The organism is Candidatus Thermoplasmatota archaeon (assembly GCA_034660695.1).
GTDB lineage: Archaea > Thermoplasmatota > E2 > UBA202 > DSCA01 > JAYEJS01.
In genome coordinates, this window is the sequence record JAYEJS010000020.1 from 1 (window position 1) to 14,940 (window position 14,940).

Consider the following 14,940-nt stretch of genomic DNA (forward strand, 5'->3'; position numbering starts at 1 on the left):
AAATAAAAAAGTGGGAAGGCGTATTCAAAATTTTGTTGAATCCTGCAGATCATTTCTCAAATCATTTTTCCGGTCTGCTTATGGCTTTTTTCATTTTTTGACTACTTTTTCAAAGCATTCGAATATCGCGAATCAGTAACGCTTAAATATCGGAAACAGGATTAATTATTTATAGGGAAGGCAGGAAGATGAGGGATGTTGTTGGTAAAGCTCACTTCTTATTGTGTGGATTAACAGTATGTATGTTGTTATTTAGTATGATTATATTTGAAAATTATGGAAATTCTTCACAGAATTTGCAATCTGGTGAGTGGATTCCATCTAAAAATACTTCGTTTTCTGGTGGTCTTGGAGAAGCAGTAGTTGGTACAGGGGATTATATTTATGTCATGAGGAGTTATAGTAGTGGTTCTTCTGTTTTTTGGAGGTATCCCATAAACAATGATTGGGAAAAAGTTAAACAGTGGAGCGATTTAGTTGAAAGTGATTTACCGAGACCTAAGAGCGGAACAGCTCTCGCTTGGGATCACAACGACTATATTTACGTTATGTTTGGAAGCGCAGGAAGTGATATTAACAGGGAATACTTTTATCGCTACAACATTACAAATAATAGTTGGAAAAGATTAACAGACACTCCCCATACACAGGGAGCTGGAGATGCCATAACGTGGTGTGGGTATGATGGTTACGTTTATGCAATAATGGGCAGTAATTGGTCTAATCACGATGGGGCGATTTTTGCTAAGTATAATCCTAATACCAATATGTGGGGGAACATAGCCCTAAACCCCAATTGGGGAGATGTTACTGACGACGGAGTTTCTTTAGTATGGACAGGGGGAGAATACTTGTATGCTCTACATGGAGAATACGAAGAAACTATTCCAAACGGTGATTTTGCTAGATACCATATTCCCGCACAAACCTGGGAAGATTTAACCTCAATGCCTGAAGTTAACTATGGTGGAGTTGGGGATGGTGCCTCTTTACTTTGGATAGGGAATTGGTTGGATGAATATGAGAATTGCATTTTTGCTTTAGGCGGGGGCGGCTGTTATCCAGAGAATCCTGGCTATAATTTCTATTGCTATTATATTAACAACGATACATGGGAACCATTGGAAGATATCCCATATCCAGTAGGTTGTTGGGTTGGAAATAGATTGGGATTTGCAAATGGACATATCTATTACTGGCAAGGAGCACCATCTACATGGGAAGGGGAAGGAAATAGATTTTGTATGTATAAATTTTCAAACACCCCACCCATTGCAGACTTTACATACTCTCCATCATCTCCAACTACTCAAAATATAATTCATTTCACAGATTTATCAAGTGATGAAGATGGAAGCATTGTCTCGTGGTATTGGGAGTTTGGTGATGGGACAACATCAAGCTTGCAAAATCCACAGCATCAATACGAAGATGATAGAACATATTGCGTAAATCTCACAGTCTGGGATAATGATTTTGCAACTAATACAACATCAAAGCAGATAACTATACTTAAAAGCCAATACACTCTCACAACATCCGTTAATCCATCTGGAAGCGGGTATGTTACTTTGAATCCATCTGGTGGAACATATGATGAAGGAACTGTTGCGACTGTAAACGCTCATGCAAACAGTGGCTATGAATTTGATCATTGGTCTGGAGCTAAAACTGGAAGCATCAATCCTGTCCAAATCACAATGGATAGTGATAAAAGCATAACTGCTCATTTTGTTGCAAGTATTCCACCAGATCAACCTCCAACTGTCACAATAACCCATCCATCTAATAATGCAACCGTTTCTGGAACCGTAAGCATTGTAGGAACGGCAAGCGACGATATTTCTGTTGAAAAAGTGGAAATAAAAATAGACAGTGGAAACTGGATAACTACTACTGGAAATATATCATGGGGTTATTCATGGGATACCACCACTATTGCAAATGGAAATCATACCATATATGCAAGAAGTTATGATGGCGAGCTTTACTCAAATATTTCGTTTATAACGGTAAATATTTTTAACAACCATAAGCCAACAGTGGATATAATCTTTCCATCAGATGGGACAGAGGTAAAGAAAACATTTACTATTCACGGAATTGCAGATGATGTTGATGGAAATGAAACAATCCAAAAAGTAGAGATAAAAATTGGCGATGGAAACTGGACGGTCGTCAACGGAATAACAGCATGGAACCACACATGGAATACGACAAACGTTACAAATGGTGATTATGTTATACAGGTAAAGGCATATGATGGGTATGAATATTCAGGTATTGATTCAATAACGGTGAAAGTGAATAATAAAAAAGGTGATGGTACTCCTGGCTTTGAAATGATTGCTTTGATTGCTGCTTTGGCTGCTGTGCTGTTATTGAGGAAGAGGGAGCGCAGAAAATCCTAATCTTTACCTCTTGTACCCTATCTTTCTCAAGAATTCATTCCTTTCTTTTATGTCGTCTTCGCTTTCCACACCTTTTGGTATGTATCCGTCAATAACTCCTATTATTGCTCTTCCCTTTTCATTTTCTATGTTACTTTCAGCAATCAGAACTTTTACGGGATTTGCCGTTGCACAGTAGATACTGCAAACTTCTGGAACATTTTTGATGGCATTGAGCACATTAACAGGATAGCAATCTTCCATTAAAATTATGAATGAATGGCCCGCGCCTATGCTCGTCGCATTATTTATAGCCAATTTTTTCAACCCCTCGTCGTTTCCATCTGCCCTTACCAGGCATGGCCCTGAAGCTTCGCAGAAAGCAATACCAAATTTTGCATTCGGGACATTTATCATTGCTTCGTACAAATCCTCAACGCTTTTTATAAAATGAGTTTGCCCGAGAATAAAATTCATATCCTCCGGTTTTTCAATTTCCACTTCCTTTATTTCCATTTTATCACCATAAATGTATCTCTTTCAGGTTTTTAAAAGCGACGAAATCATGGTAGGTATTCTTCCATAATCTTTACAACCTCCCTGCTTGTTCCCGCATTTCTGTATCTCTCCAACGGTTCTCTATTCAATTCCAAAAAATGCGGCCCCCACTTAAATTTATTCATTAGCTCATTAGCTCCTTCAACGTCGTCCAATATGTAGAGGGCGGCAGCAAAAGCCTCGGCTGTTGATAGCTTGGCCGCCTTCCCATAATTTACGGGATTTGCCGCAAGCAGGAAAGGCAGTGCCCTGCTCATCATTTTTTTTCCAACTTTAAAGAATACCTCATCAGCCTTTTTCCATGAACAATCGATTGCAACGATGTCTTTAACACGGCTATCTTCCCTCGACAAGGCCTTTTCTGCTTCTGGGTTTAGCAAAACTGCATGTTGTGGCAATCTGTTCATTCTTTTTACTATTTTTACCAAGCTAAATTTTGCAAGCTTTTTTGCTGTGCATCTTTTTGGGTCATCTTGGGCAAGGTGGTAAACAACAAGGTTGTATCTCTTTTTCACGTTTTTTTTAATGGGCATGGCTTTATTAATCCTGCGAATCGTGCTTAAATATCCCCTAGAATTGGTAACGTAAAGAATTTTACTGCCGAGATGCGGATGTGTATTAAGAGAAAAAATTGACTAAGTTATCACATATCTGGGTAGATGTTGCAAATTTCGGGAACGTCATTGGACGAAAAAGTTTTAGTTATCGCAAATATTACAAAAAGGGATAACATGGGAAGTGTGTTTGTATTTAAAGTGGCTTTGAAGCATCGAAAGGGGATCTGGCGTCGTATCGAGATTAGAGGCAGCCAGATGCTTAAGGATTTTGATCAAATCATTCGTGAAACATTCAAGCATGATACAATGGATCATTTGGGCGAATTCTTTAGAGAACAGTGGCCACACGGGGGATTTGGAGAAATTGATCCTTTTGGGGGAGGGAATGGAGCCAGAAAACGAATAGAGCAACTCGGTTTAACTGAGGGCGATAAGCTGGGATACATTTATGACTTTGGTGACAATATCCAGCATATTGTTACTTTAGAAAAGGTTACAGAACCAGAAAGCGGAGTTGAATATCCTCGCATCGTTTCCCAAAACGATCCTAAATATCGCTACTGCGAGACATGCAAAAAGCGAGGAAAGAAGACAATTGCTACTTGGATTTGTATCACATGTTCAAATGAGAAGGGAAGAGAAGTGCTTTTATGTGAAGATTGCGTGAGTAAAGAGCACGATGACCACTATGCCGAGGAGATGGTTTACTGATATATCTTGAGAAAAATCCATTGAAGGGAGTTCTGGCGGTACAGTCCTGTAATCCATATTAAAGTTGTAAGATGGCAAAATCGTGCAATTTTGGCAACCGTTAGCTATACCTCATATCCCATCTCTGCAAGCTTTTCCGGCAGATATTTATCTGTTACGTAATCCAGGCCGTACTTCGCTAAAGCCTGCTGTTCCGACTTCTTTTTCATTTTAAGCTGCAGTTTTATCTCGCTCTCCCAGAAATCATCGCGGAAACGGGGATCGGAAAGTTCCGCCTTCAGGGCGGATACGTCTTCATTCGTAAGGTCATCTGTTGGCAGTTCGTAGTTAAGAATGTCTGATGGTGTTATCCCTAAAAATTCTGCAGAAGGTGTTGCAAGGTATTCTGAAATGTGTGCGGTTTTTATTGCCCCGTATGCAACCGAGGCAAATATGCGATATGACCATGGATCACCATCTGTAAATACGATAATGGGCAGCTTTTTTTCTTCATTGAGCCTTTTTATGAATCTTCTTGTTGAGCGTGCCGGTTGTCCCTTGAGATGGACGAGTATGGTGTTTTTGTTCTCATCAAACCCGTTTTCTACAAGTCGGTCAAACATACCGCCAGTTTCCACAGCCATTACAATTTTGGCGTTCGTTCCTTTGATCTTTAATTTTTCTTTTTCCACGTTATAAGGTATGGAGTAGCCGCTGTCACCAACATCATCCTGGCAATGTATTATCCTTTTTTCTCCCTTTCTGGTTATTTCTTCTATTACCAGATCGCCCATCACTCTTGCTCCGTCCTCCTCCGGCCTAAGACTCATGTCCTCTCTCAGTTTCTTTGTAAGTATTTCTAGGTCTTCTGCAAGTCGGTCGGAATCGCCCTGTGAAGAAAATTTTCCTTCGCCCCATCCTTCCGATATGTAGTACAGTTCTCTCAGAGTTGATGACTTATTTTGTTCTATCATCTTTTTAATAAAATCTATGGTATAAGTGGTTCTAAGAAGCATGTACGCCCCTGATAAAGATACGACAGAGCGGGTGGACATGTTATTTCCATATTTCCATACCCTGTATTTTCCATCAAATGCGATATTGGATTTTGTCCTTGAGGGAACTTTAAGCTCTGGTATCCTCGAGTTGTTAAAATCCTCATATATTTCCTCGGCTATTTTCATCATTTCTTTTACAGCAGCCTTCTTGCGTTCTGCCATCGTCATTTTAACTTCCCTCCCATTTCTCGGCACCTATTACATTCACGGGATTAATTCCCTTTACATACAAACTATTTTCATCAAAATCTCCTTTTTCCATACCCAATATCTGGAAAGATAACTCTCTCCTCTCCGCAGGCTTTATCCCGTCTATTTTCCACATTATGTACTCCTTATTTACTTCACTTACTTCGGGTTTTATTTCCCCAATTTTTCCTTCATCGGGAATGGCGGCATACAACTCAAAACTCTGCATTTTATTTTTGTAATTTGTAATCGAGATGGTACTGATTATTCTGCCATCCATGTACTGAACTTCATCGTCAATCCAGACGATATTCATTATTTTTATTATGACATCATCTATGGAAGGAACTGGTTTTCCAAGCATCTCTGAGGATTTCTTTGCAATTTCAGGCAAAATTTTGGAAATGAGCGTAAATTTATTCTTTATTTTCACCTTTTTCTCTTTCTTCGAGAGATGGCTTTTCATCTTTCTGGCACATTGTTGCAGCGATAGTTTTATCTCTTTCTCTATTTCTTCGACATGGGCAATTGCTTCCTTTGATTCCGACGTGAAAGGAATGTTTACTGATGAAACGTGAACCAGTATTATCGCTGGGCCGAATGGAATGCCTTTTCCCCCTCTCTGCTGAAGCCCGTACCTGCGCCACTCCATATTTTTTATTCCTTTCGTTATAACGCAGTCCCCCTCCTGGTACAGTAAGGGAACTCTGTTTGCAAATCGCAGAATTTCCACTCTCTCTTCCGATGGCAGGTTGCCGCCATAGACAATGCCCGTCTCGACCAGGAATGGAATGCCGGAATGCACGTCTGGATTTCTCTTATCCGTTGAAATGAATTCGGGCGATATCGCTTCCATCTCTTTTCTCAATCCTCTCTTTATCAAAATCTCTCCAATCGGGGATAGGCAGTCCGTTGGGGGTGCCATCAATTTTACTTTTTTGAAAGCGTTAACTACTTTTCTCGCATCTTCTAGGGAAAGGTTATTGGGATTAAGAGAAGGGCTGAGGCCTGCTAACCCGACAATTTTTTTTGCTTTCTGAAGGCTGACGGAGGAAAATTCATTTGAAAAGAAGGAGGTGAGTTTTCTTGCTTTTGTCTCTTTGGCCATTTTTATGAATGTCCCGAGCTCTATCCCATACGGGTGGGGTTTTATTTCTCTTGGCTGCGGCGGTAATTTATCTGTCACTCTTTCGAAAACAGTTCTATTGCCATTGGGTTCAACGAACGTTATTTTGGCATGGGGGTTCACTATGGCCGTACTCCTTATATATTCATAAACAGACTGCTTTCTGTTCCTTACATACGTTCCCTGTATTGCCATTTCTATTCTTGTCCCACTGCTTTTTTCCCAGTGCATCATATCATTGTATACCGTTTCGGGTCTGTTCGTTTTTGTATCAATAAGAAGACTGCACCGATGCGCCGGAAAACCGTCCCCGATTTTTGATATTACAACAGTTGGCTTGCCAGTAGTCAGTTGCGAATAAAGGACAGCAGCGGATATTCCTATGCCTTGCTGTCCTCTCGACTGTTTGAGTGAATGAAAGCGGGAGCCGTAGAGAAGGCGGGCAAAAACATGGGGTATCTGCTTTTTTACTATCCCCGGGCCGTTATCCTCAACGATTATAAGGTACTCGTTATTTTCAATCTCTCTTATCTCAACAAAGATATCGGGCAATATGCCCGCCTCCTCGCAAGCATCTAGTGAGTTATCAACCGCTTCCTTTACTGAAGTTATCAAAGCCCTGGTCGACGTATCAAAGCCCAGTATCTGTTTGTTGCGTTCAAAAAATTCTGCTATAGATATCTTCCTTTGCTTTTTGGCGAGTCCCTCTGCTATAGAATGCATCCGCTGATATAACCATATGTTTTATAAAATCTTTACTACTCTGTCAATCCTTCAGGGGGTTTAAGTTTGCTGAACGCATAAGACGCTTTTTCCATATAATCCCTGTTATTTCTGAACCACTCTTCCCAGCTCTCAAGTTTTTCTTTTGTTTCCTTCAGCTCTTTATCCAAATCTTCATATACCTTGTAAAGTTTTGCCAGCCTTTCCTGTTCTTTTTTATAGAGTTCTTCCATTTCATCATATTTTTTCTTGTATTCTACATAATTCTTTAGCGGTTTCAGTTCCTCCACTCTCCTCCTCAAATTCTCTGCTTCTTTTTTGTATGGCAAGTACTTACTCAAATTTTCAACTTCTTTTTCTAACTCCATTTTCGCCGCTTTTTCTCTCTCCAGTTCTATCTGCAATTTTTCCTTATTAGACTTATATTCCTTCAATTCCTCTTCAAGTCTCTCAACTTTTTCTCTGTCTTCTTCAAGTTCTTTCAACGTTTTTACCTTTTTCTTTAAATTCTCAATTACATTTTCCTGCTCTGATAACTTACTTTTCAACTCCCCTGCCTCTTTTTTTTCTTTTGATATATCATCTTCCTGTTTTTTGTAGGCATCCCACAATTTTTCAAGGCGTGCCCGTTCCATCTCCATCTCCTTTCTGTATTTTTCCATATCGCGAAAGGCGGTTATAGCCCTCTCATCTGCTTCTCTTGATATCTTTTCCATTGAATCCAGCATTTGGAAAAGCCGCTCTATCCTATCTATATCAATTAATTCCCTGAGCCTTTTAAAAACCTCTTTCTCTTTGTAAGAACTCTGAGCAATGGAATCGATTTCTGATAAAATCTCTTCAAAATTACTTTTCATCTTCTCTACATCCCTACTATGAATAATGCTTGCTTCAGTCATTTTATCAGTCACCTAAAGAATGATATTCTGCATATTTAAATCTTCCTTAGCCACTTTCTCTTATATACCTCTTTAAGCCCCTTTCTGCCCATCAGATACGGCCGAATTGCCTTTATTGTATAAATATAGATGAATGCTGAATAAATTATCGCTATTATCACTACATATCCAGACGATCTGAAAAAAATAATGGGCCAGACTGCAAGCCCCATTAAGGAAACGATGGCAAGGTATTTCATTCTTTGTTTTCTTTTAATGCCCACTCCTATCCACGTGCCGGTGGAGCAGCTTAAAAATAAAATTGATATCGCAAGTACAGCCACGTAAAATCCCTGCATCGAAAATAGAGACGGCACGTTTCTCATCAATACTGCTCCAGATGGCGAGGCAAAGCCAAGACCGATTGAGGCACCATACAATATAATGCCCTCCTCATGCTGGAACTTGGGCAGGTTAAGAACAACCAGTTTGGTGAGGTTTTCAAAAAAGGCGAAGATGAAAGAAACGATGAGGATAACGTCTATTGCCTGCAGCATTACATCATACTCAAAAATAGTGAGAAACCATATTTCCATAAAGTATACCAATGTCCCTATCGCTATTCCCCCAATGAATGTGAGGAAGATGTACGAGCCTTTGAATTTGTTTTCATATCCCCCGAGCGTGAAGTAAAGGATGAAAAGTGCAGGTATTATTCCAATCGGCAGTAAAGCCGAGCCGATATCCATGGTGTGGTAACATGCAATATTATTTAGTAATTTTTGGTGATTGCTTAATAATAAATATAAATAATACAAAATATATTACCCTATACGATGCATGATAAGGAATTGATAAAAGATTTGCAGAGAAAAGCTCTGCGCATAAGAAAATATGTTATTGATTCTGTTTATAGGGCTGGCTCAGGCCATCCGGGCGGGAGTTTATCAATAGCGGATATATTATCATGTCTCTATTTCCACGAGATGAGGCATGATCCAAAAAATCCCGGATGGCCTGATAGGGACAGGCTTGTTTTATCTAAAGGTCATGCCTCGCCAGCCCTATATGCTGCCCTTGCCATGGCAGGATACTTTCCTGTCAGCGAGTTAAAAAATTTGCGTAAGACCGGGCATTTTTTGCAGGGCCATCCTTGCATGAGAAAAGTTCCGGGAGTTGACATGTCCACAGGCTCATTAGGCCAGGGACTCAGCGTAGGAATAGGCATGGCGCTCGCGGGAAAACTGGATAAGAAAGATTATAGGGTTTTTGTGATAATGGGGGATGGGGAAATAGATGAAGGACAGGTATGGGAGGCTGCCGCATCTGCATCCCATCATTCTCTGGATAATATCATAGTTATTCTCGATAGAAACGGGTTACAAATAGATGGGCATACGGAGGAAATACTCAATCTGGAACCCATTCAGTGGAGGTGGAGATCTTTTGGATGGGACGTGATAGAAATAGATGGGCACGATATCGATGAAATTCTTAATGCACTTCACGAAGCAGATAAAAATGATAAACCAACACTTATAATCGCATGTACTATAAAGGGTAAGGGTGTTTCATTTATGGAAGGGACTTTATCCTTTCACGGGAAGCCGCCGTCTGATGATCAGTATGTAAAGGCTATGAGTGAACTTGGACAGGTAGAGGAGGAGTTAAATGGTTGATGCTAAAATTACGGATAAGATGAGAAATTTAAGGGATGGCTACAGCTCTGCATTGATAAAACTTGGATACGCTAATGAAAATGTTGTTGTTCTGGATGCAGACCTTGCTCTCTCAACAAAGACAAAGCGTTTCGGTACAATTTTTCCGGAAAGATTCTTTGACTGTGGCATATCGGAAGCAAATATGATGGGTATGGCTGCTGGCCTTGCTACCTGCGGGAAAATATCATTTGCATCATCATTTGCGGTATTTGCAACGGGAAGGTGTTACGACCAGATAAGGCAGTCCATAGCATATCCGGAATTGAACGTAAAAATTGTTGCGACACATGCAGGCATATCTGTTGGCGGCGACGGAGCAAGCCATCAAATGCTGGAAGATATAGCATTGATGCGCGCCCTGCCAAACATGCGCGTGATTGCCCCAGCAGATGCAGTAGAGGTGGAAGATGTCATACCTGCCATTGCAGCTGAGCCAGGACCATTTTATGTAAGGATGGGGAGGGCAGACACTCCCATAATTTTCAGAAGGCATATGAAATTCAGGGTGGGGAAAGCAAAATTGTTGAGGGGAGGAAATGATATCACCATAATATCGACTGGAACGATGACAGCCGAGGCTTTGAAAGCGTATGAATTGCTGAGGAAAGACGGTGTTGAGGCGAGAGTAATTCATATGCCCACTGTAAAACCCGTAGATAAAAGGGAGGTAATGAAGGCAGCTAAGGATACTGGTTGCATAATTACATGCGAGGAACATTCGGTAATTGGGGGGCTGGGGGGAGCTGTTGCAAGGGCTATGGGAGATAACCCCGTTCCAATGAAAAGAATAGGCATTCATGATGTATTCGGTGAATCGGGAGATGCATGGGAACTCATGGAAAAGTATGGCTTAACGGCAGAAAATATAGCAAAAACAGCAAAGAAGTTGATAAAGGAGAGAAAATGAAAATATTTATCGATACAGCAGACCTGAACGAGATAAAAGAGGCGTATTCATGGGGAATCGTTGATGGTGTAACGACCAATCCTTCCCTTATAAAAAAGGCGGTTGGTAAACTGAAGGGCAAAGGAAAGGCTGTTACGATGGAGGAATACATCAAAGAAATATGCCTTGCCGTCGACGGGCCTGTAAGCCTGGAAGTTAAGGGAACAGAGGCTAAAGGAATTATAAAAGAGGCTGAATTATTATATGAAAAATTTAACCCGGTAAATAACAACGTTGTCATCAAAGTGCCGGTCAATACCGCCATGGATAGGCAAGACGAAAACTTTGAGGGGGTAAAGGCGATAAAATGGCTTGAGAGCAGGAGAATTCCAACGAATGCAACCCTTGTAATGACGGCTGAACAGGCATTGATGGCAGCTAAAGCCGGAGCAAGTTATGCAAGCCCTTTTTTGGGAAGAGTAGACGATTATATAAGAAAAAATATGGGTATTGAATTTGAAAAAGGGGATTATCATAACGCCGCCATCATAAAAAAAATCGAGGAAAGAAGAATAGGCGAAAAGATGAAAAGCGGTACATCACAACTGTATCGAAAATTAAGCAGCCTTGAATGTAATGACAGGGGCATGTACAGCGGCGTAGAACTCGTGGAAAGCATCACAAAGATATACAGGGCATATGGATTCAAGACAAAAATCATCGCAGCGAGCATAAGAAATGCCCGCCAGGCGAGGGAGGGGGCGGAACTGGGCGTAGATATTGCCACGATTCCTTTCAACGTTATAAAGGATATGATGACGCATTACAAAACAACGGAAGGAATGAAAAAATTTACAGATGATGTTGTTCCAGAATACAGGGCATTGTTTGAATAGGCGCTCTATTCTGTTGAATCCGCGCCCTTTCTTATTTTTACTATTTCATCCCTGAGGATATCCTTACAATATTCAGCAACGCTGGTATACCCCAGCTCAGGATTTTCTTCAATTATTCTTTTTATTGCATCATGCATCCCTTTGGGTAGTGACACAGAGGTATGTTTTGTCATGTTAGACATAATTATGCAATAGGAATATATAAATTGTCATGCCAGAACAATTTTGTTCTCACAGAACAACAAAACCAGTCTTGTAAAGTTTGTAAAAAGTAATTTTAATATATATATATCATAAAATTGTTATAAGTAACATTTAAATAGCGATTTTGCATTAACATTATTGGTGAAAGAATGAATGGGAAATTGAAAATAAATAAAATGGCCGGGGCAATTCTTGTGGTAGGTATACTGATGGCGGCAGGTTTTGTTACTCCAGCTTTAGCAAAAGACCAAGACAATGGTGGCGAGGAAGAGAACACTTTAAAGGAAGCGAGAAGTTTACTGCAAGGATGGAGAGATAAGTTGGCAACAGAAGGTGCTACTGCAGAGGAAGTAAAAGAAGTTATAGGAAAAATGGAGGATTATAAACAAAGTCTGGAAAAAGAAGCAAAAAATATGGCAGAATTGGATAACATAAATTTTCAAGAAATGGGCAGGGCATGCGAAGTAGTAAATGAGCTAGACGCTCGAATAGAATGGGAAAAATATTTTTTGGAGGAGTGCAAAAAAGCACAGAAGGAATATAGAGAAGCGGGAGAAAAATTTAACGTGGAAAATTTAAATCCCTTATCGATCATGACTGTTTATCCCACTGGCGGATGGAAAAAAACGAAACGAACAAGCGGTACTGGGGGTGTATATGAAGCAGATTATAATGTAAATCAGAGGAAAGGATATGCATTTTCACGTTCTGATAACTACAACTCAGGATATGGTAAATCTGCACTTTACTGGGAAACTTGGTGGTCAGCCATACCGTTACACTGGCAGGTACAATATAATGGCCAGTATTGGGGATATAGTAGTGGACATATCACATTTGCAGGATGGCCCCCTCTAGGATGGAATATGGGAAAAGTTGATATAACCTATTATGTTTGGGATACTTATAATGGTATAAAAGTAAGGGAAACAAGATTTGACGGTTATATAGCCAATTCACTTAATATGCAGTATCACGGAAATAGTTTCCATCCAACAACAGACTTTTGGCTTGGGAACAACCGCATTGAAAAATGGGAGATAGGTGTTAATTTTAAGGCAGACAGCCTTGCATGGGGTTTAGCGGATATGACTGTTAACCACTACCTTCCTCCTAACATGTGCTGGCAGTTGAACTCTATACAGATTACAACACTTTAACTTTGATTACATCTCTTTCTCTCTTTTAATTTTTATAAATCTTTAAATTAGAACAAAGGTTTATTAAAACGATGAAAAAAATAACAGCTATTTGTGTTGTGGCAATATGTGTCTTTCCCTTGGTTAATGCATCTACCCTTGAAAAGCCAGAGTGGAAAGAGGGGGATTATTGGCAGTATGCAATGGGAATGGTTGGAACTGAAGGCGAAAAAATGGCATCGACGACCATTTTGGGGGTGGAAAATATTACAATTGGTAATACCACTTACCACTGCATAGTTGCAAGACAAAAGGATAATGCATCAGAAAATTTGGTGTATTATGATGAAGAAAGTTTGGCCTTTGTAAAAGAAACAATTTATAGTAATGAAACTAACAAAACCGAAGAAAAAATTTATGATCCGCCTCTCTCTCTTTTCCAATACCCAATATTTATCGGAAAGAAATGGAATACAACAATTGAATGGATGAATACTTCTACAACTATACAGCTTGAATGTAACGGAAAAAAGGAGATATCAACAAGAGCAGGTAAATTTGATTGTTATGTTATAAAAGCGAATTATGGCCCCAACGAGACCGTCAATCCTTATTTTTATCAAGTTCTTTATACCTCAGGCATGGTGGGAAATATTGCGAAGGCAGAAAGTTATGCAAATGGTACCCTTGTGGCCTATACAGAATTATTGTCTTTTCATTATAATGCCTGCCCTAAAGAGCAGCAGAATTATGCAATTATACTACTATTAATTGCCATTGTTATCTTTATTTCATTGCTTGTTTTATACAAATTTAAACGTAATAGGTAAGAGATATGTATAGTAATCCTTGCTCTTTGCCAAATATTAAAATGGAGGAAGTTAATTTGTAAAAACAATTATTTGACTAAACCAAAAATAGGAATACATATCTACATCTATCCCATTCTTTTTTATGCCTCTGCGTATATGTACCATTGACGAAATCGTTGAAAATACCCCAATTCACAAAACATTTTATTTTGAGGATGAGGAATGCAGGAAGGCAAAGCCTGGGCAGTTTGTAATGGTCTGGATTCCTGGGGTGGACGAAATGCCCGTGTCTCTTTCCTTTATACAAGAAAAACAGGCCGTCACCGTTGAAGTCAAAGGAGAGGGGACAAAAAAAATGCATGAAACGAAAGTGGGAGATAAAATAGGGATAAGAGGGCCGTATGGAAACGGCTTCTCCACCCATGGTAATAAACTTTTATTCGTTGCGGGAGGCACAGGCATTGCCCCTCTGCTTCCATTAATAAAAATGGTGGAGGGCGAGAAAACCGTGATTCTGGGTGCCCGCACCTCCTCGCTTTTACTTTTTGAGAAAGAACTGAAAGATATGGGCGTGAAATTGTACATATCCACGGATGACGGTTCCAAAGGGCATCAAGGTTTTGCCACGGATATATTTGAGAATTTAATTGAAGAGGATTTTGACACGGTTTATACATGTGGGCCAGAGACAATGATGAAAAAAGTGCTTGGTTTATGTCTCAAAAAAAATGTACCGATGCAGGCAAGCCTTGAACGGTATATGAAATGCGGAATTGGCATATGCGATTCCTGTTCCATTGACGGTTATCACGTCTGCAAGGATGGTCCTGTTTTTAGCGGGGATATCCTTAAAAAAATGGGTGAATTTGGGAAGTGGAAAAGAAAGCCGTCTGGAAGAAAAGAGTCCATATGATTACTTGCCATATGTCTCAATAAATTTTTCCAACGAGCGGTCATATGTTCTTTCCACATCTTTTGGAAAAAGACAGGCTGGCAGCTCTCGCCTGCTCCAGTGATAGCGTATGCACTCGCAGCACATGCCTTTTCTGTTGCACACTTCCCATGTGCACGGGCAACTTTTCAAGTTTTCCTCTTTTTTGCATTCCATGGATG

General features: G+C 40.0%; 16 protein-coding genes. 8 read left to right on the forward strand and 8 right to left on the reverse strand.

Annotated elements, in window-relative coordinates; genetic code table 11:
- The first annotated feature begins 257 nt into the window (after positions 1-257).
- On the forward strand, positions 258-2,411 hold the full coding sequence (locus U9O96_00955; protein MEA2053679.1) for an Ig-like domain-containing protein: 2,154 nt from the start codon (positions 258-260) through the stop codon (positions 2,409-2,411).
- Positions 2,412-2,414: 3 nt separating this feature from the next.
- Here the strand turns inward: U9O96_00955 and U9O96_00960 are convergent, their stop codons facing one another.
- Together U9O96_00960 and U9O96_00965 are read right to left on the reverse strand one after the other, a co-directional pair.
- Positions 2,415-2,906 (reverse strand): adenosine-specific kinase, encoded by a 492-nt coding sequence (locus U9O96_00960; GenBank protein ID MEA2053680.1) that lies wholly within the window; start codon positions 2,904-2,906, stop codon positions 2,415-2,417.
- A gap of 47 nt (positions 2,907-2,953) precedes the next feature.
- The gene (locus U9O96_00965) at positions 2,954-3,481 is read right to left on the reverse strand and encodes a DUF367 family protein (protein ID MEA2053681.1); all 528 of its coding nucleotides are present in this window, start codon (positions 3,479-3,481) and stop codon (positions 2,954-2,956) included.
- Positions 3,482-3,607: 126 nt separating this feature from the next.
- Between U9O96_00965 and U9O96_00970 the strand changes: the two genes are divergently transcribed.
- On the forward strand, positions 3,608-4,216 hold the full coding sequence (locus U9O96_00970; GenBank protein ID MEA2053682.1) for a hypothetical protein: 609 nt from the start codon (positions 3,608-3,610) through the stop codon (positions 4,214-4,216).
- 104 nt (positions 4,217-4,320) lie between these two features.
- Here the strand turns inward: U9O96_00970 and U9O96_00975 are convergent, their stop codons facing one another.
- The 4 genes from U9O96_00975 to U9O96_00990 are packed head-to-tail and all read right to left on the reverse strand — an operon-like array spanning position 4,321 to position 8,918.
- A complete protein-coding gene (locus U9O96_00975) occupies positions 4,321-5,415 on the reverse strand; it encodes a DNA topoisomerase IV subunit A (GenBank protein ID MEA2053683.1) in 1,095 nt (364 codons plus the stop codon).
- A gap of 7 nt (positions 5,416-5,422) precedes the next feature.
- Positions 5,423-7,291: a DNA topoisomerase VI subunit B gene (locus U9O96_00980; protein ID MEA2053684.1), complete on the reverse strand. Its 1,869-nt coding sequence runs from the start codon at positions 7,289-7,291 to the stop codon at positions 5,423-5,425.
- A 35-nt stretch (positions 7,292-7,326) separates the two neighbouring features.
- Positions 7,327-8,202 carry a hypothetical protein gene (locus U9O96_00985; protein MEA2053685.1) on the reverse strand — a complete coding sequence of 292 codons (876 nt, stop codon included), beginning with the start codon at positions 8,200-8,202 and terminating at the stop codon, positions 7,327-7,329.
- Positions 8,203-8,225: 23 nt separating this feature from the next.
- Positions 8,226-8,918: a hypothetical protein gene (locus tag U9O96_00990; protein MEA2053686.1), complete on the reverse strand. Its 693-nt coding sequence runs from the start codon at positions 8,916-8,918 to the stop codon at positions 8,226-8,228.
- An 87-nt stretch (positions 8,919-9,005) separates the two neighbouring features.
- Between U9O96_00990 and U9O96_00995 the strand changes: the two genes are divergently transcribed.
- From U9O96_00995 to U9O96_01005, 3 genes are read left to right on the forward strand one after another with little or no spacing between them, the layout of a single operon-like run.
- Positions 9,006-9,848 (forward strand): transketolase, encoded by an 843-nt coding sequence (locus U9O96_00995; GenBank protein ID MEA2053687.1) that lies wholly within the window; start codon positions 9,006-9,008, stop codon positions 9,846-9,848.
- Complete coding sequence (locus U9O96_01000; GenBank protein ID MEA2053688.1) at positions 9,841-10,797, forward strand: transketolase family protein; 957 nt, start codon at positions 9,841-9,843, stop codon at positions 10,795-10,797. Before U9O96_00995 ends, U9O96_01000 begins: the two co-directional genes overlap by 8 nt.
- Positions 10,794-11,672, forward strand: a complete 879-nt coding sequence (locus tag U9O96_01005) for a transaldolase family protein (GenBank protein ID MEA2053689.1) — start codon at positions 10,794-10,796, stop codon at positions 11,670-11,672. The genes U9O96_01000 and U9O96_01005 overlap by 4 nt, the downstream gene beginning before the upstream one ends.
- Before the next feature lie 5 nt (positions 11,673-11,677).
- Here U9O96_01005 and U9O96_01010 read toward each other — a convergent pair whose 3' ends face one another.
- Entirely contained in the window at positions 11,678-11,854 is a 177-nt protein-coding gene (locus U9O96_01010; GenBank protein MEA2053690.1) for a ribbon-helix-helix domain-containing protein, read from the reverse strand.
- A gap of 171 nt (positions 11,855-12,025) precedes the next feature.
- Between U9O96_01010 and U9O96_01015 the strand changes: the two genes are divergently transcribed.
- The 3 genes from U9O96_01015 (at position 12,026) to U9O96_01025 (ending at position 14,740) form a co-directional block, all read left to right on the forward strand.
- Positions 12,026-13,036 carry a hypothetical protein gene (locus tag U9O96_01015; GenBank protein ID MEA2053691.1) on the forward strand — a complete coding sequence of 337 codons (1,011 nt, stop codon included), beginning with the start codon at positions 12,026-12,028 and terminating at the stop codon, positions 13,034-13,036.
- Between the two features lie 71 nt (positions 13,037-13,107).
- Positions 13,108-13,845: a hypothetical protein gene (locus U9O96_01020; protein ID MEA2053692.1), complete on the forward strand. Its 738-nt coding sequence runs from the start codon at positions 13,108-13,110 to the stop codon at positions 13,843-13,845.
- Between the two features lie 124 nt (positions 13,846-13,969).
- Complete coding sequence (locus U9O96_01025) at positions 13,970-14,740, forward strand: dihydroorotate dehydrogenase electron transfer subunit (GenBank protein ID MEA2053693.1); 771 nt, start codon at positions 13,970-13,972, stop codon at positions 14,738-14,740.
- Here the strand turns inward: U9O96_01025 and U9O96_01030 are convergent, their stop codons facing one another.
- The gene (locus U9O96_01030; GenBank protein MEA2053694.1) at positions 14,741-14,935 is read right to left on the reverse strand and encodes a DUF6485 family protein; all 195 of its coding nucleotides are present in this window, start codon (positions 14,933-14,935) and stop codon (positions 14,741-14,743) included.
- Positions 14,936-14,940 lie beyond the last annotated feature (5 nt).